The organism is Microbulbifer mixtoriginis (SeqCode) (assembly GCF_052466865.1).
The window spans coordinates 4,337,776-4,362,900 of sequence record NZ_CP174293.1 but is presented as its reverse complement, the minus strand read 5'-3'; the positions used below and the strand labels follow the sequence as shown (position 1 = coordinate 4,362,900).

Here is a 25,125-nt window from a genome sequence, read left to right as displayed (position 1 = left end):
CTACTTTCCTGCTAAAAGCTTATTACAGTGAGGCTTAAAAAAGACCGTAGGGCTTTTCATTAAGACTGATAAAGATATTCTTCTTCTGCGTGTAGGCATCAATCATCGATTTATGGGTTTCACGCCCAATACCTGACTTCTTGTAGCCGCCGAACGGTGCATGGGCAGGGAGTTCGTGATAGGTATTCACCCACATGCGGCCAGTTTCCACAGCTCGTGCAACGCGAAGTGCACGGTTTATATCCTGAGTCCAAACAGCACCTGCCAAGCCATAATCGGATTGGTTGGCCATCGCTATAACTTCTTCCTCAGAGGAGAATGGAATCACTACAACAACTGGGCCAAAGATTTCTTCTTGTGCGACTTTCATTGCGTTATCGGCATGGGTAATGATTGTCGGCTCAATATAAAAACCCTGTTCTAATCCCGGCTTTTGTAATCGCTTACCTCCAGTCAGGATTTTTGCACCTTCCTCTTTGGCGACATCTATGTAGCCAAGAATACGGTTCATTTGCGCTTCACTGATCTGGCTACCCATTTGTGTGCTGGGGTCCATCGGGTCGCCGACATTCACGGCTTCAAACTTGGCTTTTAGTTCCGTAGTAAAACGCTCAACAATATCTTCGTGCACAAAAAGACGGGCACCAGATTCACAGACTTGCCCTTGGTTCAGCAAGATAGACAGGGCTCCGCCCTCCAGTGCTTTTTCCCAGTTTGTGTCGGGGAAGACAATGTTGGCTGATTTACCGCCCAGCTCCAGAGTTGCCGGTACCAATTTATCAGCCGCAGCTTTGGCCACGTTATAGCCGATGCCGGTAGACCCGGTGAAGGCCAGCTTCGCGACTTTAGGGTGATCCAGTAAAGCCTGGCCCGCTTCTGGGCCTACGCCGGTGACAACGTTCACCACACCATCTGGTAATACTTCTTTGAAAATCTTGGTCAGCTCCAGCAGGGTGGATGAAGTCATCTCGGATGGCTTAATCACTACGGTGTTACCGGTTGCGATAGCGGGTGCAATCTTCCAGGCTGCCATCAGCAGAGGGTAGTTCCATGGGATTACCTGACCGACTACACCCATTGGCTCGCTGAATACCAAGCTCATGGTTTGATTATCAATCATCACTGCTTCGTCGCTGTGGGAGCGTATAACCCCTGCAAAGTAGCGGAAGTGGTCTATGGCCAGTGGGATATCAATATTTGAAGTTTCGCGAATTGGCTTACCGGTTTCCAGTGCCTCAAGGTGGGCGAAAAATGCTTTCTTTTCTGAAAGCATGTCTGCAATTCTGAGCAGTGCATCCTGTCGTTCAATAGCGGAGGTAAGTTTCCAGGTGGGGAACGCCTCTTCTGCCGCAATGACAGCAGCATCGACATCACTTGAATCGGCCAACGGTATGCGAGTCAGTAATTCGCCTGTAGCAGGATTGAGGCTGTCCATCGTACGCCCCGAGTTGCTATTAACCCATTCACCACCAATAAATAATTTATAAGATTCCTGAGGAGCAAAGCGCTTAGTGGGTCGGCTCATATCTATCTCCAGATAATTAGAAGAGTAACTACTTGGGCTATTAAATAGCCCCAGCCAGATGTGGCTGTGCCTTACGATGGTGGGAATAATAGATAGGCAAAGATACAATTAGAAACAACTGCTCTTTGTCCTGGTTACAAATATGAATGGTATAGCCCGGTTAGACCTGAAACAGCTACGTATATTGGAAGCGCTACTGCAAGAGAGAAACCTATCGCGAGTAGCGGAAAAGGTAGGGTTAACTCAGCAAGCAATCAGTGAACAGCTGCGTAAGTTGAGGGAAGTATTTGATGACCGTCTGTTCATTAGGCAAGGTAACGGCATGGTGCCCACTCCTATTGCCGAACAACTGGGCGGTAGGATCAGCAGCATTTTAAAGGATGTAGAGTCACTGCTGACCCCAATAGCTTTTGACCCGGCAACCTATAAGGGGGTTTTTAGCATTAGCGCCACAGACTATGCGATTCAATCGGTACTACCCCAACTACTAGAGGTTGTCCGTAAATCTGCCCCAGAGCTTAAAGTTATCGTTAGGGATTTTGAAACAGATAACCTAAATCAATTAATGGTTGCCGGCGAGATCGATCTCGCGCTCACTTTCCCTGATTTCATCCCGGATGACCTGCCTTACAAACTGTTATTTGAAGAGCAACATGTCTGTATTGCAGGAAAAAAATCTTCTCTAAAGGGCAGGTCATTAACTTTGGCTGACGTAGCAGAGCTTCCACAATTGATTATTTCACCTTCTCGCCCGAACTTGAGAGGGTCTCACGATGAATGGTTTGCTATGCAAGGACTAAAGCGCAATATCGTAATGTCAGTACCTTGCTTTTCAGCCGCACCAGATATTATTGCTGCCACTGACACAATTGCTTTTTACCCCTCAAGATTGTTGCCCAATAAGAAAGTGATTCCTCTCAATCTGGATACACAGACCCCAAAATTTGAAGTCATTGCAGCATGGCATAGCCGATCTAATCACAGCCAGCTCCATATGTGGGTAGTTGATCAGCTTATGAGATTATTTAAAAGTGAGATTTCACAATAAGTGGCAATATTCTGGAATTATCGATTCCAGGATAAGGTGTCGATTTCTCGTCTTAGTGAGCAGCTCTCCGGAATGAAGAGCTGCTCACTGTAGTAGTAAATCAAAGCTTTGAACTCTCAATTGGCTCAAGCAATTTCTCTATAGTTATGCGTGGGACTGGATATAAATCGTTACTCGCTTTTCTATATGGCCACTCTCAAACAGAATTATTTGATTCCTTAAGCTCCGCCTGACACTCTTCGATCTTCTTGTTTTGGCCAATCAAACTGCGGCGTTTGAACCAGAAAATTATGGCACCTAATGGGAATCCTGCGGTAAGAATTAGTGGAGCATGCTCACTTGCGGATACCGCTCCGCCTCCAAAAAGCTGGAAGCTGAGGAGCTTTATTTGGTAAGCCCCAGTGGTCCAGTTAAGCTTGATTGCCCCGACACTAAATAGGATAAATAGTATCCATAACCATTTGCGCTTTTGTAGTGGTGTTCTAATACAGACTACCAGCGTTATAAGGATAAATATTGGGGAAATAATGGTCATCGCCAGCACTAAATAGTGTAAATGGGATTTGTCGGATAAGGTGAAACGGTTCAATTCCTTTTGTGATGCCAGTGTTTTATAAACATTAAGCCCTATAATGGTAGTCTTTCCCTCCGATCGCTTAATTGCTGCATTTGCCAAGGCCCAGCCACCTTCAAAGTGATACTCGAAGATGAAATTTCCAATCCAAGTGTCATTGGTGGCTTGTGCTTCTGAACCAATTAGCTCAGTGGAAAGCAGGTTCCCCTCTGGGAGGTGGCTGAGCATTTTTTCAAGTAATTCAGGTGTGAGTTCATCAGCCAGCTCTGGATCGACAAGACTTACCACATAGTCGGAATCCTTTTGCATAAATCTGCCAATATAATTTTGGGCGAAGTTTGCATCTTCCTGTGATATCAAGCTGTTCTCCGAAAGCTCGGCAGATGTCAGTTGAGAATAGATTAATATGGTGAATACGAGGAGTTTCAGAATGCACTTCATTGTTACCTCTTAATAGTACGCGGGTTATAAAACTAATGGTTGTCGCCAAATGGTAAATTTCTGGGGGCTGCCATGCCGAGGTGAGCTTTCATCAGTACCTAGTGGGCAAAGGTGATATCCAATAGGAATGTGTGCATGATAAAGCTGGTATTCAAACATGCCAACTGGCTACAGCTTAAGGGATAACTTAATTAGTGGTGGAACCTATATTCACTAAACCTGTGTCGTCACCTTCTAACGGAAATCAGTAAAGAGTTCGTTGTGATAGATAAAGTGGCACCTGTGTACAACTTACGAAACTTACCGATCGCGAGATTACTACGGCAATATAAATCTTAAATGGCTTGATGCGTCGAAAGCATCTAAGAGGAGTAGGATTTAAATAGTCACTATTAGCATGAAGGTTCAAAAACACAGGAGCTTCTGCGAAGAGATATATTTTCTGCAGAAGAATATCAAGTAAGTGCCGAAAAATGCCGAATACTTTAGAGGGAGGAGTATGGCTAGAGGTTATATCGCTGTTGGTATTCAAGGCATCATAAGAATTATAATGATCCTTTAAATAGGGAGCCGAATATGAAGCAGTTTTTCGGAAAAACATTGACAACAATTTTACCACTAATTTTTTTGTCAGCCTGTAGCGGAGGTGGTGGAAGCGGTTCGAGCGATGGTGGTTCGAACAGTGGCAGCCCCAATAGTCCATCCAATCGTACGCCCGTGTTCTTATCCTCAAGCGAAATAGCTTTCCGGGAAGATGGTTCCGGTGCTCTACTCACACTATCGGCTAGTGACGCTGATGGAGACAGTATCAGTTACAGTATTATCGGTGGTGAAGATCAGTCCCGTTTTTTAATCGAGAATGGAAACCAGTTACGCTTTGGCTCTGCACCGGATTTCGAAAATCCTGCCGACTCAAATGGAGATAACGTCTACCGGGTAACGGTCGAGGCCAGCGATGGTAACGGCGGCCAATCAACCCAGGAAATTGTAATTACCGTTGTTGATGTTAATGATGGCGCTCCAGAATTTTCTTCTGCAGCTGAGATCACAGTCAAAGAAGGTGTTAGCGGTATTTTTTACACCGCTACGGCTAAGGACCCAGATAAGGACGAGGTTACCTATTCTTTGAGCGGTGGTGCTGATGTTGCGTTGTTTTCTATTGATTCAACTAGTGGAGAGCTGCGTTTCAACACGGCCCCAGATTTTGAGTCGCCTGCGGATAGTGACGAGGATAACAATTATCAGCTGTTCATCAGTGCCGCCGATAGTGAAGGGCTCGCGAAGCAGCTTTCGTTGCAGATCGCTGTAACTAATCTACCGGCACCTTCGGCTCGCATCATTTTCCCGACCGGCGGTGCCAATATGGGTGGGAAGCTTTCCAGTATCGCTCTTACTGCCAGGGTGTTCAACCTAGAAAGTGGTGAGAATGCCTCTGAGCAATTGGTTAATATCCTTCTCGATGGACAGTCACCGACTGCGGACACAGCTTCTCCTTCAACCTGGTATCTTGATACTCCAATTAGTGAAGGTAGACATTCTTACGCTCTCTCAAGCCAGTTCGTCACTGGTGAAACGGTTCAAGAATCAATCATCGTCAAGAACGAGCTGTCAATCTCGTACCCAATCGGTGTGTCCTATGACAACTTTTACGGAGGCTGGTATTTCGCCGACGCCTTTTTAGGAACGATATTTGAGGTAGGCAGTGCGCGTCGAGTGATTTCTGGGCCATCGGTTGGTTCAGGCCCGACATTCGATCCGATCGATATGGAACAAAACTTCCCTGAAATACGCAGCAATCCTGCCAATGACTACTTTATCGTATTAGATGATAACGGGAGTATCTACTCTGTCCAACGCGACAGCGGTGACCGCACGCAATTGACCAAATGGGTATCGGGAGACCTCACCTCACTGACCCTGACGGGCTCTGGAGGTGAAGCTTACACCACAAGAGCAGCGGGAACTTATGGAGAGATTATTAAATTTGATCTGTCGAGCGGGGATTACTCCGTGATATCCAGCTCAAACTCATCATCTCCGACGGGTACTGGTGCAGATATGGTGTACCCGAAGGGTGTTGCATTAGATGAGGCGAATGGACAGCTGTACGTGGGTGATGATAGTACCGACTCTATTCTTAGGATAGATATTGCCAGCGGCGATAGAACGACAATAAGCGGTAATGGTATTGGTAGTGGTGAACCTGTCTACCAGCCAATGGATTTAATCGTCGATTTTGATAGTAATCAAATTTATGTCGCCAACGGTAGCGCCCAGAATATTCTGCAAGTGGATATTGCAACTGGTAATCGATCAGTTGTAACTAGTTGGACTAAAGGTAAAGGGTTGCGACTTGAAAACCCTTGGTCAATTGGCCGGGGGGCTGATAGCGATCGTTTGCTGGTTTCTGGAATTCTTATCGATCCGGTGCTCATGTCCGTTGACACCATTACTGGTGATCGTGCAGAAATTTCCTCCAACCATGTCGGGACGGGACCCAGCTACAGATGGCACGATGTGAGCTATAGTCGTTCGACCGACCGGTTATTGGTGGTCTCCCAAAGTAATCACGCAGCTGCGGAAATAGATTTGCAGAACGGCAACCGTACCATTGTGTCTTACTTTGATCCGAACGACTCGCCGCGCGTGGTAGCGTCTACAATCGTTTCCGGCGAGTCAGGTCGCAACGCCTATATATTCGATGAATACTCCGATCGATTGCTCAAGATTGATCTAGAAAGCGGTGAACCCGAGGTAGTCTCTGCTTCAGATATAGGTGAGGGTCCTGAGTTCTACGGTCTCGTAGAGGCTATGGAGTTGGATGCCACTAACAATCGTATGCTTTTATTACAGGCCTCAGGGCTGATGAGCGTCGACCTTGACAGCGGTGACAGGGAAATTATCTCCGATAACTACACTGGCTCCTCGCCCTTCTTTGACTCCGTCGAGGGCTTAGCACTGGATCTCGTTAACAACCGAGCCTTTGTCAGCGATTCTCGAGTCGGTGATATCGGAGGCATCTGGCAGGTGGATCTGGCTACTGGCGACAGGAAAATTATTGCTGCGCCAGTGCACGGTGGTACCACAGACCAGATTCCTACTGACGTTGTCTTGGATTCAACTGGTAACCGTCTTCTGGTAGGTACTGAAAGTGGAAGTCTGGTAGCCATCGACCTGGATGGGTTTTCACAATCAACCCTCTCCAGCGGTAAGGGGTGTGATAGCGACTGTCGAGGTGGTGGTGTTGCAGTGGCAAGTCTTGACTCCCTGACCATTGATGCAGATGGCCGCAGAATCTTTGCCTATGACAATGGTATGTTTGGTGTCAGAGGAGTCGTTGTTATCGACTTACGTTCTGGCCAACGTGCACTAGCTTCCAAATAACGAGCAACAGGGTCCCTGCTCTAAGGGGCCCTATTTCTCTACCCTGAAATGTGGATTTTAATTTTTCGCAGAGACTATAAAGTGGTTCTCAACCAATACTGTAATTTCTACTGGGATGGCAGTATGCCTATGTCGACTTTGTAAGCTTCCAAATAATTTAATTACTTCTCTGTATTCAATATTGGGTAGCCTAAATTCTCCTAAACTTTTTTCTTGGCTTATCTATTTTTTTAAAAAAGCTCAGCCACTTCCTTTTTAGCGGCAACAGCATAGGTAATCATCAGGTTCTCTTGATTAACATCGGTCAAGTAATCGATATCCCTGTGCATTTCCTTCAAAATGGAAAAGTTATCGGTGTCAAGATTGTATGACCACAGCTGATCGTTTTGATTGATTGAGTAAATCACATTATCTTCGATAACAAATCTCTTTTCGCTACCTTGATTAACCAGCTTCTCAATTAGTTGGTCTTCAGCAGGGCCGGGCTGCCAGAAGCGGTTCATATGGTCCATATAGATCAGCCGGCCATCTTTAGTCCTCTGGGCCCAGCTAACTGGTTTTTCATCGATAAACCTGGGCTCAAGGCTATCTAAATCGACTTCTGCAAATTTTGTAACCCCTTTAATCGTCAAGGATAATAACGCTGAATTATCGATACTGTCCCACTGGAAGAGCTGATCAACAGGCGCATTCAGGGGCAAGCCCTCTACACGGCCATCCAAGAAAATTTTATTGAGCTCATTATTGGCATTTACCAGAATACTTTCTCCATCGGCAGACCAATGGATACCGTCGATATTGGTATCGATTGGAAACTGCGATACCTGCCGTAAATCACTACCATCAGTCACCCACACCTGGTCTTCACCAGAGCGCCTGGAGGTAAACGCAATCAAGTTGCCATTGGGTTGGAAAATACTGTCATCCTCCCCGGAAATCGACCGTGTGGCGCTTGGGTAAATTGTGCTGACATCTTCTTCTGAAGGTGTGGTGCTAGCCCCAGGCAGGTTTAGCGGTATCGAGGCAATATCGCTATCGTATTGCCCTTTAATAACCAGTGCTCTATGTCCACCTGGATGAAAGTCTGGAGAGCTGGCAGACTGGTCCAGAGGTAACTGAATTCTACTGACCTTGCCATCATAGGTGAGAGAGAAGAGTCTTCGCCCTGTACTAAAGATTAGCTCATCCTCTCTCGGTGAAAAGTTAGGGGAAATGGCTCTGTGTTCAGATATCTCATCTGGATAGTCAATCGGATGGCTGGTTAAAAGCGCCCCCTTAGAATCCAGCATATCGATATAAAGCTGGCCATCTTGATGATAGCTGGTGACGGCTATTAAATCGTCATCGATTGAATAATCAAAGTGAGCTAGGTTTCCCTCTTCCAAGTCATAAAGTACCTGACTCGTGTTATCTCTCACTGAATATTTGATTAGCCGCCAATGATCAGATTCATTATGCAAAATAGCGAGGTCATTGTTATTTAACCATATCGGATTTTTAATGGCCGAGTTCTTACAGCGCATTAATACATTTGGTTGTTGCGGACTTACTAATGCCTCTTGGAAGTCCAGGCTTACCAGGTTGTAACAGGTATTCTGGGTTAGCGGTATGGTATAGTCTTCTTCCGGTGCTGTCTTATCCTGTGGAATAGAATCATCATTCTGCCAAATAATAAGAATTGGTTCATATAATGGGAAAGGAAGTGCTCTAAGTACACAGCATACACACCCATCAGGAAATATACATACAATTCCTGTAGATTGGGATAATGATATTAGGCGTGGTTATGATGGTTGGATTTTATCAGAGGGTACACCTTATCGTCATATGTTAGACCGGGGAGGAATATGTAATACCGTTGGAATGGTTTTGAAAAGTGGCCCAAACGGTTCTGTACTACCCTGTTCAACGTATTAGTGTGAAAGAAAGAGAGCCAAATTTAATCATTCGTAAGATTTTTAATTATTTAGCTGTGGGCTATGTTTATTTGTTTTCTCTGCATTGGGTGATGAATTAGACTTGAAAGATAAATTATTTTCTGGAAGGGGAGGGGCTGAATAAATATTTCCTATTGTATTTAAATTCTACTGGGAAAAAACGTCTTGTTGAAGATGAATCTATTTCTTTTTATGGTTCGAAATTAATCGCAAAGTGTTTGGCTAGATTTGGTGGCGTCGAAACTCCATCTGGGGTATCAAATGAGAATTTAAGCATAAGTCTTTCTAAGGCAAAAAATAACAACATGGTAACTTTGTCAACATCAAAAATTTATGGTTGAGGTTTGCGTTGCTTTGTAAATAATGATTTAGAAGTGCTAAGTGTTCAATAATTAATAAAGCTCAATGGTATTTCTTTTTTTTGGGTTCAGTAATAGTTCAGCGCTATTAGTAATTGGGGGCTATCATGGAAGATTTATAGTCGCCTATCACCGTTAGTTGGGGTTTTGCAGTTGGAGGAAAGTAATTCTTGACGCCATATTTTAGTTTAATGTGTATTAGTCCAGACTTGGTCTGTCAGTTACCGGTTTTCAGAAGGTGCTCTGATAGGTAAAGTTCAGTTTACGAGTTTTTCTTTGAGGTTTTTTGTCCTGATGAGTGTGGTTATTGTTGTACTATGTGAACCATTCATCCAGATTCTTTTGAGGATCCTCTATAGATCTTGCGGCGCAATGAGGGTTAGTGGAGTTCCTGAAAAATGGTTTTATGAAAGCGCTCATAGATACTGATCGTTAGTGTATGTCTGGTTGTTGTCTTGATATGTTCTATCTCGTTCATACTCAGGTATAACTAATAATTTGGTCTAATTCTAACTAAGAAAAGACAAATATTTATTAACGTAGCACATCGCTCAGTTTCCGCGTTTATTATGCTTGCCGATAGCTTAGTTCCGTAAGCTTGCTCAAGGTGAGGTCTTTGTTTTCTATTATAATATACAGCTCTCGAGTATTCGCCGATGGGAGTTGCTTCAGCAGTCCCGCAATTGCCTCCAGTAGTGATTAGCCTTCTCAGGTTTTAAATCAGGTTTTGTCAATTTTCACTTTGTTGGTAGTAGTATGTTAAGGTCCATCGCTTGGTTGGGAGAGATGCCGAATTTGCCAGCTAAGCTCTCCCTTTTCAATTGAACTTATTATCCGAAAGCAAGAAAATTTATCCAGCCCAGTGTTTATGCCCATTGCCCCAGGTGTTTTCTTTAACACCGAACACATTTCGGATATAGGAGCTGGTGTGCTTTTTGGCGTCCTTCCCCACTATATAGCCCAAAAGACCAAATCCACTAATAATTGCTACGTTCGCTGCTAAGTTTGGTGAAAGAAGATCAACAGTTTTGTGTACAGAGGCTATCGCTTTCTCCACTTTATCGAATCCGGTAGCTGCAAGGAGGCCACCTGTTATACCACCGCCAACAGTAAATTTAGATCCAACTACCATAGCTCCATCTATCGCAGCTTGTCTTGCATCGGGATTTTTTAAATCCATTCTATTATGTTTTGATCCTAGCCAGCGTATACCCGCAGTTTCACATAGCTCTTTGAGTTTTTCTTCTTTTGTGTTTTTTCCCCGGGGATTAGAAAAGAAAACGCTTTGATTTTCCAGGGTGTTTTGCATAGCAACTAATCTAGAAACGCTTGGCTGCTCAATCAGATGTTGTAGGGCTTGAGCAAATGTGCCAGCGCCCTCGCCATGCACTAGCCAGTTGATGGTGGCATTATTTGTCTGTGCCTGTTGGATAAGTGCAGCAAGTTTTCTACTATTGGATTTGGTCGAATGATCACGGTTTTGCCAAAATAGAGAGTAGTGTTTATTCCCTATATTTAGATCCTTGGGGTTTAGAGCGGCTTTGTAGGCAGGCACTATATGTTTAATAAGTAATCGGCCTGCCTCTTCCTTATCATCAAACGAACCACTAACTGCAGCGTAATGGGCATTATTCCAACGGTGATTGTAATCCATCGATCGCAATCGCCTAGAGTCAGTTGTCCATTCTTGCGTTATTCTATCTATTCTCACCCGGTAAAGTCCCGAGCTTTGATCTGTGTTATCTAAGGTATTGTCGCTGGTGACGGCAAGGAAGTGAATGCGAACATCACCTTGCGGAGTAATCAGGTAATTAATTTTTGCTCCGTCTATCTCTAAGTTTTTATTACTTAGACTTCTACCTCCGGGGGTCGTTGCTAAACTATAGATAGCTCTTATTAAATTGGTTTTATAGTAGTTGCCAATATACTCATTCTTAATTGTCATCCAAGTGTCGTACAATTGTGAAGATATGAATACATTGCGGTTAATATTAGGACTTTCACCGCTGTTGACAACGGCAATCCAACGAAGTGTATTATTTTTCATAGCTTGTCCTTGCTTAATGTAAAAATTAATCCAACCAGTCTGGCGGTGGGCTACCGGGCTTGGTGATAATTATATCTTCATCAAATTCACCACCTCTGTGCCACTCTGGATAAACCCAGGGCTCAAGTTTACGTTTAGTACTAGCTTTGTCATTCGGTCGCTGTCGTTGTACTTCAGCAAGTTGTTTTTTTATATTTATACCAAGCTGTAAGCTAACGCTATTACAAACTGCATCGCGAATACTATTCATAGCTACTAAGCAGTGTTTAGCTGGGGCATAGCCTAGATACCTAAAATTGAGTGTTAGATAGTGGGCTCTATCAAGAGGAATAAAGAAACTACTAGTAAAGTAGGTTTCATGATGGGGATTTTTTGTCAGAATTTCTGGAGAATTAAGGCGATGTCTCTCAAGAAAGATTGCTGTAACCTCACCTAATTTATAAAGTTTCCAATTAACAGGGGCTTTTTGCACATGATCGTTAGGGTTACCAGGGCCCCAGTAATATAGGCAGCGCATAACAACCTGTTCAAAGTGCTTGGGATTTAAGCAGCTCATACTGTGGGGAAGGGTGTCGTGGCGATTTAAGATTAGATTAAAATCAATAGTGCCAATGGGACGGCTGCGCCAGATAGGTCCAAAAAGTTCCCAGCTTCGTTCCATTAAGCACTGCCTGGCAACACCTTCACGCTCCATGTCTTCGCAATCACTACCATTATTATAATCACTATTGTCAAAAATATTAATTTTTTCAGGGTAGTTCAATTTGAATTCTGCAAAGCTATCGTGACAAGTGTGAGGAGGGAGAAAAAATTTAACGCGGTTTCCTGAGAGATCAATGGAAATCTTCTCTCTTTCATTGCGATGTGGTATATAGGGATGTCGGCGGGAAGCAAACAGACGCTCTAGCATTTTGGAATAAATCCTTTGAGTACTTGCTAAGCATTATTCTAATAGACGAATATTTTTGATACATTAAAAATCTATCATTAAATTGAGATGTTAGTCACATAGAGATACCAGTAAAGAGAAATTTCTTGCACGACCGTTTCAATAATTCCTAATGACTACCCTTATTAAGCAATAAGTCATAATTAGCTGTATATAAATGTAGTTGCACCGTTGATATGGAAGGGAATCTGTTATGGCTTGCAACAGGGTGTAGCTTCTGAAGAGTATTTTTCTGCACCTATTCCCTAAAATGTACGGCACTGAGGAATAGTACTTCTGTCCAATCTGTTGATGACGCTGGCTTCTTGGATTTTGTTGCCCTTACTGCGAGTATGAAAAACATCGACACCTCGGTTATCGCAATCTTTAACAATGTGATTGGCACCGACGTCAGACTTCGCTTATCCCCCTGTACGATTTTTGACTTCCCAAAGCTCCCCTTAAGGTCCGGCTGCTTGATATGTTTCTGATCACCTAGATCAGGAAAGGTATTTCCTTTATGAAGCTAGCTCGTTATCTGGGTATCACTCGCTATGCTGCTAGGCACTTGAAGCAGAGGTTCATACAGGTAATGTTGGAGCGGGGCCAGCGGTATAAGCTGTCCGGTCTTATTGAATTAGATAACGGCTATCCCGGCGGCGAGCATACCGAATTTAAGCGTGGTGCAGAGTCAAGGGAAAAAATTCCCTTTTCAGCTGCAGCGCAGAGATCGCGAATGGGTATTCATGCTTCAATACCATTAAGGAAGCTGGTTGTTTGCATAACCATATTGTTTACGGCACTGATCAATTTTCTGTCGAGAAACCTGAGTTCTATTGGATGAATACGCTATTTGGTAATTCTAAGAGTGCATCGCGTGACACCCATTATGCGATTAGCCCGAAGATACTTAGCGATGTTTGACAGAATTACAATATAGATTTATTCTGGAACTAGATTTCTCGGTATTCATCCCCAGTCTTGTTTACGCTTCTGTGTAGTGGTCAACTATTTCCATGCAGTAAGTTAAGTTTTTCTTCCGCTTTTGTAGTAGCATGATCGGGGTATTTCAAACGCTTTGCAGACCAGTTTCACAGGCTCCTGCTCACTAAACCGGTCTATCCAAGAGAGCGGTAGACTTTTTTAGTATCTCTTTCTCCCTTTCCAGGTGATTTATACGGGCTTCAAGATCCTGAATTTTCGGCTGCTTAGTGGTAAGCGCTCTACTTGCAGGCGTCTTTCCACTCCGCTCTGCCTCTAGTTGCTTCACCCAACGGCAGATAGCCGTCGTAAGTAATTTCGCGCGGCCAGGAAGGCACCTCAACTTTTCTGCATCCCTGTTTAGGCTGCCCACTCCCGATACCACCCTAATATTTCTTAATAATTTGGGCGTGAGCAGTCCTCATGTTTACTGCTTGCTCTCCCGGCGCTCCAGGTCTTCCCGCTCACGGTCGATTAGGTTTGCCCACTCATCGGCAAGGTGAGCGCCGATAACTGCCAGCTCTTGGCTGGTGGTGTTGCTCTTGGATATCAGGCTAATACTATGGAAAAGAGTCCGTAGCTTGTTTATTGACTCTAGGCTGAGATTTGCGATATCGATTGAACGATCAAGGAGGTTATCTGCTTGAGGGGTAGATACGACTGGGGCTTGGTTTGCCATGACTTGGGCTCCTTGTATAAGTGAGCCGCTGCTTTTGAGGTTCCAATCTCAATTGGGCGGCGGGCTGTATGGGTTGGAACTACCGCTACAAGGGAACGACGGGCACAAGGCCCCCCAAACCGCCCACCATAATATGCGGGTGGTCGCTAATTTAGTGCCCCAAGTACCAAGTTTAGCGGTGACTCTTATTCACAATCATCTTTAAGATCTCACGAAAGGTGCTGAATTCCTGTAAAGCAGCTACGCATTGTGAGCTACAGTGGTCATAAAGTTATCTAGGACTTTTCGGGTCCCTTTAATCGGATGCCAAAATGACGCATCAAGACCTTATTGCCGGCTGCCAGAAGGAATGGGATCTGTTTGTTCATCACCCATTCGTTAACCAACTTGGCGATGGTAGCTTAGACAAGACATGCTTTCAGCATTACTTACAGCAGGACTACCTGTATCTGATTCAATATGCTCGCGCCTTCGCTCTTGCGGTATTCAAATGCGAGAATCCCGTACAAATGCGGGCCACCATATCGTCATTATCCAACTTGATAGAGCATGAATTCAGCTTACATATGGACTATTGCCTTGAGTGGGGTTTACAGGAGTCTGACGTTATGGATATCCCTGAAGGGTTTGCTACGGTTGCTTATACCCGCTATCTAATTGATGTGGGTTTACAGGGAGATCTGGCTGATCTTTATGGCGCGCTAGTACCCTGTGCGCTGGGTTATGCGCACATTGGCCAGTTTCTTTCTCAGCGAAGTACTAATACGACAAAAAGTGATCCTTATACGAAGTGGATTGAACTCTACTCAGGCCCTGAGTGCCAGAAGGCGGCCAAATTAACTACAGATTTTTTCAATGAGTTGATTGCCGAAATACCTAATGAATCACATCGCGCCAAGCAACTTCAGAAACATTTCACTACAGCTACCAGGATGGAAATTGCTTTCTGGCAACAAGGGCTTGATCTATCAACTTGAGTCGAATAATAGCTTTTCAGCTCATAGGCAAGGCCACGCAAAACTCGCGTGATTAAAAAGTTGGTTTAGCTGTAGAGAGTAAAAACGCCTTACTTAAGGGGTTGCCCCACCCAAAATGAGTTATAGGTTTTTAGGGTGTGGTACAGGTAATAAAAAGGCCAACCTTGCAATTGACCTTCTTCGATTTGATGGAGATGACGGGAGTTGAATCGTTTGCTGTAGCTATCGTATTTGCTCGGTTTTTATTTTGTTTAATCACAAAAGCCGAAAGAAAACCCCAGTACTAAAGCAAAGTAATCCCCAGTTTGGCGCGTAATTTATCCGGATCAACTGTGCCCTAGGCTCTCTCTATGCGTCATGCCTCAGCAGGCATTCTTGGGGCGCTTACTGATGTGAAAAAAACCTTTATCGATGTCAACAGGCGAGCGGCCTCCTTGTTTGTGGATAAACCTTCCTCTCATGTATAAGTGCGTCCTCTGTGTATTGTAAAGAGTGCATCACATGATCGATGGTTGAGGCTTTGTTCTTTTTGAGGTGAGAGGCTAAGTGGGTTCTTTAAGGTATTTTTTTAAGTTGGTTAATGGGTAGAAATGTGCGTATTCCTAACACAATATTGATCTGACCCCACTTATTTAGAAGGCTCCGACAGGCATTGAGCCTGCCGGATGAAAAACGTCCAGCACCTAGCAAGTAGCTAATAGGGAAATCGAGACTATCTATTGCTAGTCACTCTTTTAGAGCCGACGTACATTGCAAATAACCGAAGGCCGATGGAAATTAAGACAAGCATACTTGGTGCAGTATAAGCGGGCATTGCCTTTAATTGGGTGATATCTCTTTGAAGGGTTATCGTTTGATGTGGATTGGACTGGTGCTTTGGAACCTGAATGACGTTTTTCTTAAGTAATTTATCGAACGACTCGATTTCTCCCGCAAGCATATCCAGGAGTTCCAACTCGGTCTTGCCGTCCCATGGTAGCTGTTTCCTATATGCGTCAACTGCTTTACCAAGCTTGTTCCATTCTTCTGCGAGGAAGGCTTCAAGTGATGAGAGGGTCCTAAGCTTCGAGTTCATGGATTGATTGGCTCGGTAGGCGTTTTGTCCATGAGCGCCACTCGCCATAATTCCACCAAAGTGCTGTACGTTATGTTTGGCAGTATTCAGGTTCCTGCTGATTAAGCTGAGTTGATCCAAGGTGTGGACCAGAGTCTGATCAAGTCTCGGATCTTTATCCTTAATCGCTGCCAGAGCGGTATTAACCAGTCGACTCACCTGTATCTTGGTTGCATGTTCGTTGATAGACATACCCTTTTATCCTCCTAAATCCATTGAAGAATGTGTTCCACCTCTCTGATTTGAGATGCATGTGCCACATTCAATTTTCTCCTTGATGAATACGCGAATTCTAAATCAAATCTGCCGAGTGTCGTGGTCGAATAGAGTACGAGCCATTGCACGGAAGCCGTGGGCAGTCTTGGTTTGATTGTCATCGCCCTGTGACCTGAGTGCAGTCCTCACACCGTTATCAGGCAGTGGACGGCTCTGGCATCGAGCTGATGGGAAAACATATTTGCCAAAGCCTGTTAGCGGCTCCAGTTCTTGCAGTAAGGCTAGAGCCTGTTCAGCAAGAGGAATAATGTGTGGCGGGTCCATTTTTATTTTTTCGCTGGGCAGTTCTATGTGCTTGGCATCCCAATTGATTTCCGCCTACTCAAGTTTTCGCAATTCTCCAGGGGGGCAGAAGAGGGGAGGGGATAGTTTTAGGGCTGCTCTTACTACTGGGGAGCCCTGGTATTCGTCTATGGCTGTTAGTGAGTGCCCAACTTCAGCAGGGTCTGTAATTGCTGTCAGATGCTTTTTCTTGGTGGCTGTGAGTGCGCCGGCCAAGTCTGTGGTGGGATCACATTCGGCCCTTCCGGTATTTGTAGAGCCAGTATGCACGTTGGTACAAGATGCAGCTGTCAGCTCCCCTTCCTGACATGCCAGTAACAATGCCCTCGTAATAAAATCGGGCACCCAGAGTTAAAAATATAAGAAGTAGAGCTCGGCTCCAGGTTTGTCTTTGCAAAGATGATGGTATCCGTTATTGATGGGGTGTATAACAAATTCCATTAATAGTTTATGGGGGCTAGCTTTTTAGTCTATAAATTGAGCTGAAATTTCGGCCTAGGCTAGTTGTGTACCTCAGGCTAGGGCCCATATCTGGTGGCAGTTGCAACCTTCACCGATTGGGCCTACTTAGCAATTATCAGGTTGACCAGTAATGTGTCAGATTGGTGCTGAGTAGAGGGCCGTGGAGCTTCTCAAGCAGAATTGAATTCTTGAAAGCCACAGTGTAAACATCAAAAGTATCAATAAAATCTCAATCTATTCTAGTAATTTGGTTTATTGGTGGGCCATTATAAATATACTTTGTAGTTAATGGTTCCTACTGGCCAATATCTTCATGCCAGATTTCAGGATATTGCTGAATAAATTGATTCATAAGACCAATACATTCAAGATTATTAAGAACAACCAAGCTTACACCTTCAGATTTGAGTAATGATTCATCACCTAGGAATGTTTTATTTTCACCGATAACAATATTCTTAATTCTGAATAGACGTATGGCCCCACTGCACATCGGGCAGGGTGATAAAGTCGTGTAAACGGTGCACTTTTGGTAATCGGTAGAACACAATTTTCCCATATTTTCCAGTGCGCTCATTTCAGCATGCTTGATAACACTGTTTTGCTGGACGTGCTGATTGTAACCTTTGCCGATAATTTCACCATTCAGCACTATTACACAACCGACAGGAATTCCTCCCGTTGCTAAACCTTTTCGTGCCTCATTAATGGCTTCTTGCATGTAAGCGCCATGGTTAGCTTCACTCATTACAGCTCTCTGTTTTAGGTATTAAGAATATTTTAATCAAAGAATGTAGAGCATATTATTAATACATCACTGCATTAGTGAGCTACCGACTAGAATCAGTGTAAACAGGCGCTAGGTTGAGCTATGTCGGCGATATTTGGGGGGCTGAAAGGGGACTCAGTTAATTGGCGATATGTTTCATAACTTGATTCTGCATCGCTGTGAGTTGCTAGCATGTGTCTTCCTTGCTGCTAATGATCACGCCTTTTTGCAGATGATTTAAATAACTTCTTTTTAAACAGTTGTTTGGATTTTAGGGGCTGATTTTAGAGGCTATAGAAAGATAGGCCGGTAAATTTACGTGTCATTAAAGTGACTGGAGTGATCGTCCTAGATTTGTGAGCTGGCCGGTAACCCAGTGGTTTTTAATTGGTTTGTTTAGTGCTATCTAACGGGATTCTTGAATTGTTAGCAACCTGAATAAACGCTAATGATGAGCTTTTTGAGACCGTCAATATTCGCCATCAATAAGCTATACCAAAAATTTTCGTCGGAGGAAGATTGAGTAGGGAGTCGACCAAGCAATAAAAAAGGCCAACCTTGCGGTTGGCCTTTTTCGATTTGGTGGAGATGGCGGGAGTCGAACCCGCGTCCGTCAGCACTCTGCCAGAGGCTCTACATGCTTAGCTCCGTCTATTGATTTAACCCATTACAGCCCGGCGGTCAGGACGTATAGGGCGATCCCGTAAAGTGTTTAACCGCTTGCCCACGAGTATGGCTTGCGGCGATCCAGTTCTGTATAACAGTCTACAGCGCGATACTGGAACCTTGCTGAAGACTGCTAAGGGACGAACCCTTAGTTAGTGCTTCACAAGCTGCTTACGCAGCGAGTTGGGCACCGTAGTTGTCGTCGTTGGCAACTAATAAAATACAGCTTTGGATTTACGTGATTCGCTGCCATCACGGCATGCACCCAAGGTTTCGTCACCGGCGTCGAATCCAAGTCATCCCCGATAAGAAACACTCTCGTGTGTCATCTAAGTATACCTCAAACTCGGGCATTGCAATAAATTTTTATGCGCCAAGGATTTTTGGGAACTTTGATCAGGAGCAGGGGGAAAGCGGAGTGCCCCGGCAGCGGTGGCCGCCGGGGGAGTTAGAAAGGGCTTACAGTATCGATTGGGCGAAGGCTACCAGAATCAGCAGTGGGCACACGATGCGCACATACCAGGGCCAGATCTTCCAGAACAGGGTGTGCTCAATATCTTCGTGGCCTTTCTTCAGCTCGCTCAGCAGCTGGTCGCGGCGCCAGATCCAGCCGGCAAAGATACACAGCGCAATACCCAGCAGGGGCTGGCCGTATTCAGTACTGATGCTGACTGCCAGTCCAAACAGGCTGTCGAAGTTGTAAATAATGGTGCTGCTGATGGCAAAGATCACCAGGCCCACCCCTGGAGTGGCAATACGGCGGGGGATGCCCAGGTTCTCAATAGAGAAAGCCACCGGTACTTCCAGCATAGAGATAGAGGAGGTGAGGGAGGCGATCACCATCAGGGCAAAGAAGGCAATGGCGACGAACACGCCGGCTTCGCCCATGGTATCGAACAGCGCTGGCAACACCTGCAGGATCAGGTTGGGCCCGGCAATCAGGGCGCCGTCAGCAGCGAAGATCTGGGTGCCGGCTTCCTGGGCCACATACATCGCGGGCAGGATCAGCAGGCCTGCGGTGAAGGCGATCCCCACATCGATCAGAGTGACCAGGGCGCCGAGGCGCGGCAAGCTCTCTTGCTGGCTCAGGTAAGAGCCGTAGATCAGCATAGTACCCACCCCTAGAGACAGGGAGAAGAAGGCCTGGCCCATGGCAGAGATCAATAGCTTCGGGGTGAAGTGACTGAAGTCTGGCATCAGGTACACCTCCAGGCCGGTAAAGGCACCGGGCTGGGTGAGTACATAGGCGATCAAAAGCAGCAGCAGGATAATCAGCGAGGGCATCAACAGGGTGGACCAGCGCTCAATGCCCTTCTCCACACCGCTGGCAATAATCAGCATGGTGAGACCACTGAAGATTGCGGTAAAGATCAGGTTGCGCTGGGTACTGTTTTCAGTGAGCCATTGGACGGCTTCCTGGGCGCCAAACAGGGCGGCGAAAGGCTCGGCCAGGTGGGCCACCATCCAGCCGGCCACAATAGCGTAAAAGCTCAGAATCAAAGAGGCTACCAGGATACCGCCAAAGCCGGTGAGACCACCGAAGAAGCGGCTCACAGGGCCAATAGAAATAGCTCGCAGTGCTTGTACCATATTGCGCCGCGCGTAACGGCCAATGGTAAGTTCGGCCATCAGCGCCGGGTAGGCGAGGGCGAAGGCCAAAAACAGATAGGCCACTACAAAGGCGGCGCCGCCGTTGCTGGCGGCTTTGGTGGGGAAGCCCCAAATGTTGCCGAGACCAACGGCGGACCCGGCGGCGGCCATCAAAAAGCCAATATTCGAGCTGAACTGTCCTCGTGGTGCACTCATAGTAAATCCCGTAATTATTCTTCTAGTTGTCTCTGTGCACTACTTGTGCGTGGCGCGCATCAGGCGCTGCTTTTCACGGTTCCAATCCCGTTTTTTCTCGGTTTCGCGTTTGTCGTGCATAGCCTTACCCTTGGCCAGGCAGATTTCGCATTTGACCAAATGGCCCTTCCAATACAGCGCGGTGGCAACCACGGTGTGCCCCTTTTGCTCCACGGCGGCGATCAGCTTGGACAGCTCGCGCTTGGTGAGCAGCAGGCGACGGGTGCGGTCGGGCTCGGTCACATAATGGGTGGAGGCGCTGGCAAGCGGCTGGATATTGGAACCCAGCAGCCAGGCTTCGCCATTTTTAAAAATGACATAGCTGTCGGTGAGCTGGGCCTTGCCCTCACGACAGCTTTTCACTTCCCAGCCCTGCATCTCAACGCCCGCCTCAAACTTCTCTTCTATGAAGTAGTCGTGACGGGCCTTCTTGTTGAGGGCGATGGTATTGGATGTTTGCGCTTTCTTTTTCTTGGCCATGAAAACTTCTAGTGACTAGATAAAACTGTGTCCAAAAAACTTCAGGGCCACGGTGTTGATAAAGATCAACAGCAGTATCAGAGGGATAAAGGTGCCCAGGGAGAAGTTTACGTATTTTTGTGAGAAAGAGCCGGCAAAGGCGGAGTCGCCTTCCTGCAGCTCTTTGTCAAAGTTGGCTTTCTTCCATTTGTAGATCACAAACAGGCACACCAGCAGGCCGTTTAAGGGCAGGATGGTGTCGTAGAAAATGATCTCCACTAAATCGAAGAAGGACTTGTTAACGCCGGCCAACTGTACAAATTCAGTGAACCAGTTGACCATGCCAAAGGAGACGGCGCAAGCGATGGCCAGTACAAACTGTACTCCGGCAACCCAGTAAATGGCTGTTTTACGCTCCATATCGCGCTCGTCGCGCAGGGTGGCGATAGGTACTTCAATAATGGAAACCAGGGACGTGATCGCTGCTACCAGAACCAGGAAGAAGAAGATTGCAGCCACGGCACTTGCGCCGGCATAGCCGATGCTGTCCTGTAGGGCAAGGAAGATCTTCGGCAGGAACAGGAAGATCATTCCGGCAGAGGACTCGCTTAATTCGGAGGGATCAATCTGCGGGTTGAAGTGGAAGATACTCGGCAGAATCAGCAGGCCCGCAGTAAAGGCCACCATGGTATCGGTAATGGCAACGGCGCGGGAGGAGCCGGGGATAGAGTCCCGCTTCTTCATATAAGAGCCGTAGGTGATCATGATGCCCATACCCAGAGACAGCGAGAAGAAGGCCTGGGCCATGGCTTTGCTCACCACGTTGCCATCAATTTTGCTGAAGTCTGGCACCAGGTAATACTTCACACCGAGGATGGCGTTATCCAGGGTCAGGACAAAAATCACCAGGCCCAGCAGCATTACAAACAGCATCGGCATCAGGGTTTTTGCCGCACGCTCAATACCGTCTTTAACTCCCATAGCGAGGATGGCGTTAATAATCAGCATCAGTACTACCAGGTAAATAAATACCTTGGGTGTATTGATAAAGTGGATAAAGAAATCCTGGGTGGCGAGCAGGTTGAGATTACCGGTGACGGTTTCAATCAGGTACCCGAGTACCCACACAGTAACCACTAAATAAAATACCGCGATCATAAAAGGCGTGATCAAGGCTAGCCAGCCGGGGATACGCCACAGGTGTGAACCGTTGGAGAGTTGACGATAGGCACCTACCGGGTCTTTATCGGAGCGGCGCCCCAGAGCCAATTCCGCCATCATAACCGGCAGGCAGATCAGAAAAACAAAGAGCGCATAGACCAGTAGGAAAGCACCGCCTCCGCTCTTGGTGGCCGCTACCGGGAATGCCACCAGATTACCAATACCAACTGCGGAACCAGCTGCGGCCAGGATAAAGCCCAGCCTTGACCCAAAATGCTCTCTCACTGCGGTCATAGTACTCTCGCTATTATTTTTTATCAGATACAGCTTTCGTTTTTGTTATTCCAGCGGGGCCGGGTATGTCCCGCTGGCAAAAAATGCGATTGTTGCAGGAATTCTCTTGCTTGAGTAGCGCCGACTGGCAAAATTAGCGGCCGAACGACAATCCCAGGCGATTTCGCCTGGCGGACTGGATTTGACAACAGGAATGACTGAAATAGAGCGCAGCGCGCTGGTGATGTACAGCGCGGAACAAATGTTTGATCTGGTCAATGATGTGGCCAGCTACCCACAATTTTTACCGGGGTGTCGCGGTGCTGAAATTCTGCATCGGGACGAAGAAACCCTGGAGGCACGGTTGGATTTATCGCGCGCGGGTATTCGTCAAAGTTTTACCACGCGCAATCAACTGGTGCGTCCCACCAGCATGACTCTGACCCTGGTAGACGGTCCCTTCGAAAATTTTACCGGGCATTGGATGTTTACTCCCCTGGCTGAGAGCGCCTGTAAGGTGACTTTTTCACTGTCGTTCTCCATGAAGAGCCGTTTGATCGCCGCCGCCGCGGGTAAGCTTTTTAGTGATCTGGCCAATCAAATGGTGGCGGTAATGTGTGAGCGTGCCGAGGACATTTACGGGAAGCCGCAATGACAGAAGAAAAAATGATTTCGGTAGAGGTGGTTTACGCACTGCCCCATGAACAGCGGTTGATGCGGCTACTGGTAAAACCGGGCACTACGGCAAGGGAGGCTCTGATTCGTTCGGGTATTCCAAAAGAGTATCCGGAAGTGGACCCGGATAGTGCCAAGATGGGTATCTTTGGCCAGGTTCTGGGGAGCAAAGGATTGGCGCCGGCAGAGAGCTACGAGTTGCAGCCGGGCGATCGGGTGGAGGTTTACCGCCCGCTGATCGCCGATCCGAAAGAGGCGCGCAAACAACGCGCCGAGAAGGCCAAGCGTATGGCCGAGAAAAAGAAAGGTGCCGAAGAGGCTTAGGTTTAGGGCCAGTCAGCCGGCTGCAAGTCACCGCTGGTGGCTACCAGGGAGTCTTCGTCAAAATAAACGCTAAAACGCTCCTGGCTGATATCACCCTTCTTGTCGCGAATGCGGTTAACGTAGTCCCAGCGGTTGGGATTGTAAGTGTCTTCCAGCAGCGGGGTGCCGAGAACAAACTGTACCTGGCGGCGGGTCATACCGGGCTTCAGCTGGTCGATCATCTCTTGGGTAATGATATTGCCCTGCTGTACCTCAATGCGGTGCACACCGGGAAACTTAACCAGCGTACAGGCGCCGAGAAGGGCGCAGAGGCTGGCGATGGCGATAAATTTCAGGCTAGGCGGCATTCATTGCTCCATTATGTTCTTTCACACGGCACCTCTCGTACAAATTTTAAACGGTCGTCCGGAATAGGACCCTATGCGTAGGGAAAGTTCCCTTCCTCTGCGATTTCCCTCTCTCATGGTGCCTGGGGTTCCGCTGACTCCGTTCGGCATGGGATAATACCCGAAGAGCCGGCTCGCTGACAGGCGGGAATCTGTGGTCTTATTCGGGTATAGACCTTTTCAGTGAGCTGTTGCAAGTAAAGACAATTCATAAAATCCTGTCGGGAAATATTTATTCATGTCGAACGAAAACCAGGAATTGCGCAAGGCTGGCCTGAAGGTCACCCTGCCGCGGGTTAAGATTTTGCAATTGCTTGAAAGCACCAGCGAGCAGCACTTGAGTGCTGAAGATGTGTATAAGCTACTGCTGGAAGCGGGGGAAGATGTCGGCCTGGCTACCGTCTACCGGGTACTGACCCAGTTTGAGAGCGCGGGTCTGGTTGTTCGCCACAACTTCGATGGCGGCCACTCCGTATTCGAGCTGGATCGTGGTGATCATCACGACCATATGGTGTGTACCGATACCGGCAAGGTGATCGAGTTTCACAATGAGGAAATTGAGGAACTGCAGCGCCAGATCGCCGATGAGCACGGCTACGAGCTGACAGGCCACAGCTTAGTGCTGTACGTGAAGGAAAAAGAGAAGTAATCCAGTCGGGTGCGGCGTCCGCCGCACCCATCTTATGCCCGCTTACTGCTGTGGCTGGCAGGGTGGCGTGTACAGCTCTGGGAATTTACCGACCTTATCCGCGTAAAACTCCCTTAATTTGTTCAATTCTGCCTCCAGGTTTTCCCCCAGTTGGGCGATAGGGCCGATGCCCACTTCTTTCTTGGAGAAATTGATAAAGCCCAATACCAGCGGCACCTTGGCACTGCGTGCAATATGGTAGAAACCGGACTTCCAGCGCTCACCCAAACCGCGGGTGCCCTCCGGCGGGATGGCAATAACCAGCTCTTTGCGCAGCTTAAACTGGCGCACGGTGGCATCTACCAAGTTGTTAGCCTTGCTGCGGTCTACGGCGATACCGCCAAACCAGCGCATGGGGCCGCCCAGGGGGAACTGGAATAGTTTGTCTTTGCCCATCCACTGCGGAGTCATCTTCAATTTGAGCGCGGCGAGAATAAAGTAGTAGCCGTCCCAGTTAGTGGTGTGGGGAGCCCCGATCAATACATATTTTTTCAGTTTTAATGATTGCTGATCGCCGTTAACGCGCCAGCCGTGAAATTTCAGCAGCAGCTTGGCAACTTGGCGCAGCAGCGGCGTGATAATCGGGGTATTAAAAATCGTTCTCTGCATAAACTCGGCCGATACTACTCAAACAAAGTTAAACAAGCGGCTCAGTATATGGTGACTTCTGCCGCCAGACCCAGTCATATTTGGTCTATTTGTCCTAAAACGGCATTTATCACCGGCAGGCCGGCTATTTTGCCGGATTGTTGGCGGTTATTTATTGATCTGCGAGATATGATTGCCCACCGCTCCATTAAAAGTGATGGGCTGTCCCGATGGTCAGCTTTGAACCTCGGTTGAAGGGCTGTTCTGAGATTGTGGG

At 46.8% G+C, this 25,125-nt stretch carries 21 protein-coding genes, 1 other RNA gene and 1 pseudogene; 7 read left to right on the top strand and 16 right to left on the bottom strand.

Features of this window, described 5'->3' with window-relative positions:
* Positions 1-34: 34 nt before the first annotated feature.
* Positions 35-1,525 (bottom strand): aldehyde dehydrogenase family protein, encoded by a 1,491-nt coding sequence (locus ACJJJA_RS19670; protein WP_444887162.1) that lies wholly within the window; start codon positions 1,523-1,525, stop codon positions 35-37.
* 142 nt (positions 1,526-1,667) lie between these two features.
* Here ACJJJA_RS19670 and ACJJJA_RS19665 point away from each other — a divergent pair, with 142 nt between their 5' ends.
* On the top strand, positions 1,668-2,573 hold the full coding sequence (locus ACJJJA_RS19665) for a LysR family transcriptional regulator (RefSeq protein ID WP_444903130.1): 906 nt from the start codon (positions 1,668-1,670) through the stop codon (positions 2,571-2,573).
* A gap of 196 nt (positions 2,574-2,769) precedes the next feature.
* On the opposite strand, the gene ACJJJA_RS19660 is transcribed toward ACJJJA_RS19665, so the two are convergent.
* Positions 2,770-3,588, bottom strand: a complete 819-nt coding sequence (locus tag ACJJJA_RS19660) for a hypothetical protein (protein ID WP_444903129.1) — start codon at positions 3,586-3,588, stop codon at positions 2,770-2,772.
* Positions 3,589-4,164: 576 nt separating this feature from the next.
* Between ACJJJA_RS19660 and ACJJJA_RS19655 the strand changes: the two genes are divergently transcribed.
* Complete coding sequence (locus tag ACJJJA_RS19655; protein ID WP_444903128.1) at positions 4,165-6,972, top strand: Ig-like domain-containing protein; 2,808 nt, start codon at positions 4,165-4,167, stop codon at positions 6,970-6,972.
* A 230-nt stretch (positions 6,973-7,202) separates the two neighbouring features.
* Here the strand turns inward: ACJJJA_RS19655 and ACJJJA_RS19650 are convergent, their stop codons facing one another.
* The 3 genes from ACJJJA_RS19650 to ACJJJA_RS19640 all read right to left on the bottom strand — a co-directional run bounded on the left by ACJJJA_RS19650 (position 7,203) and on the right by ACJJJA_RS19640 (position 12,225).
* Positions 7,203-8,390 carry a TolB family protein gene (locus ACJJJA_RS19650; protein ID WP_444903127.1) on the bottom strand — a complete coding sequence of 396 codons (1,188 nt, stop codon included), beginning with the start codon at positions 8,388-8,390 and terminating at the stop codon, positions 7,203-7,205.
* A gap of 1,728 nt (positions 8,391-10,118) precedes the next feature.
* Positions 10,119-11,315, bottom strand: a complete 1,197-nt coding sequence (locus tag ACJJJA_RS19645) for a hypothetical protein (RefSeq protein ID WP_444903126.1) — start codon at positions 11,313-11,315, stop codon at positions 10,119-10,121.
* 25 nt (positions 11,316-11,340) lie between these two features.
* A complete protein-coding gene (locus tag ACJJJA_RS19640) occupies positions 11,341-12,225 on the bottom strand; it encodes a hypothetical protein (RefSeq protein WP_444903125.1) in 885 nt (294 codons plus the stop codon).
* A 538-nt stretch (positions 12,226-12,763) separates the two neighbouring features.
* Here ACJJJA_RS19640 and ACJJJA_RS19635 point away from each other — a divergent pair.
* A complete protein-coding gene (locus tag ACJJJA_RS19635; protein WP_444905286.1) occupies positions 12,764-13,087 on the top strand; it encodes a hypothetical protein in 324 nt (107 codons plus the stop codon).
* Positions 13,088-13,290: 203 nt separating this feature from the next.
* On the opposite strand, the pseudogene ACJJJA_RS19625 reads toward ACJJJA_RS19635, so the two are convergent.
* Both ACJJJA_RS19625 and ACJJJA_RS19620 read right to left on the bottom strand, forming a co-directional pair.
* A pseudogene (locus ACJJJA_RS19625) lies at positions 13,291-13,531 on the bottom strand (transposase); the annotation flags it as partial.
* A 120-nt stretch (positions 13,532-13,651) separates the two neighbouring features.
* Positions 13,652-13,903: a hypothetical protein gene (locus ACJJJA_RS19620; RefSeq protein ID WP_444903123.1), complete on the bottom strand. Its 252-nt coding sequence runs from the start codon at positions 13,901-13,903 to the stop codon at positions 13,652-13,654.
* A gap of 311 nt (positions 13,904-14,214) precedes the next feature.
* Between ACJJJA_RS19620 and tenA the strand changes: the two genes are divergently transcribed.
* Positions 14,215-14,880: a thiaminase II gene (gene tenA, locus ACJJJA_RS19615; protein ID WP_444903122.1), complete on the top strand. Its 666-nt coding sequence runs from the start codon at positions 14,215-14,217 to the stop codon at positions 14,878-14,880.
* A 712-nt stretch (positions 14,881-15,592) separates the two neighbouring features.
* Here the strand turns inward: tenA and ACJJJA_RS19610 are convergent.
* From ACJJJA_RS19610 to ACJJJA_RS19580, 7 genes are all read right to left on the bottom strand, one after another.
* Positions 15,593-16,186, bottom strand: a complete 594-nt coding sequence (locus tag ACJJJA_RS19610; protein ID WP_444903121.1) for a hypothetical protein — start codon at positions 16,184-16,186, stop codon at positions 15,593-15,595.
* A 105-nt stretch (positions 16,187-16,291) separates the two neighbouring features.
* Positions 16,292-16,534: a hypothetical protein gene (locus ACJJJA_RS19605; RefSeq protein WP_444903120.1), complete on the bottom strand. Its 243-nt coding sequence runs from the start codon at positions 16,532-16,534 to the stop codon at positions 16,292-16,294.
* Positions 16,535-17,309: 775 nt separating this feature from the next.
* Positions 17,310-17,762: a nucleoside deaminase gene (locus ACJJJA_RS19600; RefSeq protein ID WP_444903119.1), complete on the bottom strand. Its 453-nt coding sequence runs from the start codon at positions 17,760-17,762 to the stop codon at positions 17,310-17,312.
* Between the two features lie 601 nt (positions 17,763-18,363).
* Positions 18,364-18,753: a transfer-messenger RNA gene (gene ssrA, locus ACJJJA_RS19595) on the bottom strand.
* Between the two features lie 155 nt (positions 18,754-18,908).
* On the bottom strand, positions 18,909-20,255 hold the full coding sequence (locus ACJJJA_RS19590; RefSeq protein WP_444889457.1) for a sodium-dependent transporter: 1,347 nt from the start codon (positions 20,253-20,255) through the stop codon (positions 18,909-18,911).
* Positions 20,256-20,294: 39 nt separating this feature from the next.
* Positions 20,295-20,774 (bottom strand): SsrA-binding protein SmpB, encoded by a 480-nt coding sequence (gene smpB, locus ACJJJA_RS19585; RefSeq protein WP_152454820.1) that lies wholly within the window; start codon positions 20,772-20,774, stop codon positions 20,295-20,297.
* 15 nt (positions 20,775-20,789) lie between these two features.
* Positions 20,790-22,208: a sodium-dependent transporter gene (locus ACJJJA_RS19580; protein WP_252083247.1), complete on the bottom strand. Its 1,419-nt coding sequence runs from the start codon at positions 22,206-22,208 to the stop codon at positions 20,790-20,792.
* Between the two features lie 193 nt (positions 22,209-22,401).
* On the opposite strand from ACJJJA_RS19580, the gene ACJJJA_RS19575 reads away from it, so the two are divergent.
* Both ACJJJA_RS19575 and ACJJJA_RS19570 read left to right on the top strand, forming a co-directional pair.
* Positions 22,402-22,842 (top strand): type II toxin-antitoxin system RatA family toxin, encoded by a 441-nt coding sequence (locus ACJJJA_RS19575; protein WP_252083246.1) that lies wholly within the window; start codon positions 22,402-22,404, stop codon positions 22,840-22,842.
* Entirely contained in the window at positions 22,839-23,186 is a 348-nt protein-coding gene (locus ACJJJA_RS19570) for an RnfH family protein (RefSeq protein WP_444903118.1), read from the top strand. The genes ACJJJA_RS19575 and ACJJJA_RS19570 overlap by 4 nt, the downstream gene beginning before the upstream one ends.
* Before the next feature lie 2 nt (positions 23,187-23,188).
* Here the strand turns inward: ACJJJA_RS19570 and ACJJJA_RS19565 are convergent, their stop codons facing one another.
* A complete protein-coding gene (locus ACJJJA_RS19565) occupies positions 23,189-23,533 on the bottom strand; it encodes an outer membrane protein assembly factor BamE (RefSeq protein ID WP_444903117.1) in 345 nt (114 codons plus the stop codon).
* A gap of 277 nt (positions 23,534-23,810) precedes the next feature.
* Here ACJJJA_RS19565 and fur point away from each other — a divergent pair, with 277 nt between their 5' ends.
* Complete coding sequence (fur, locus tag ACJJJA_RS19560) at positions 23,811-24,221, top strand: ferric iron uptake transcriptional regulator (protein ID WP_252083243.1); 411 nt, start codon at positions 23,811-23,813, stop codon at positions 24,219-24,221.
* A 42-nt stretch (positions 24,222-24,263) separates the two neighbouring features.
* Here the strand turns inward: fur and ACJJJA_RS19555 are convergent, their stop codons facing one another.
* Positions 24,264-24,869, bottom strand: coding sequence for a 1-acyl-sn-glycerol-3-phosphate acyltransferase (locus ACJJJA_RS19555; protein ID WP_252083242.1), 606 nt, complete (start codon positions 24,867-24,869; stop codon positions 24,264-24,266).
* Positions 24,870-25,125: the final 256 nt, after the last annotated feature.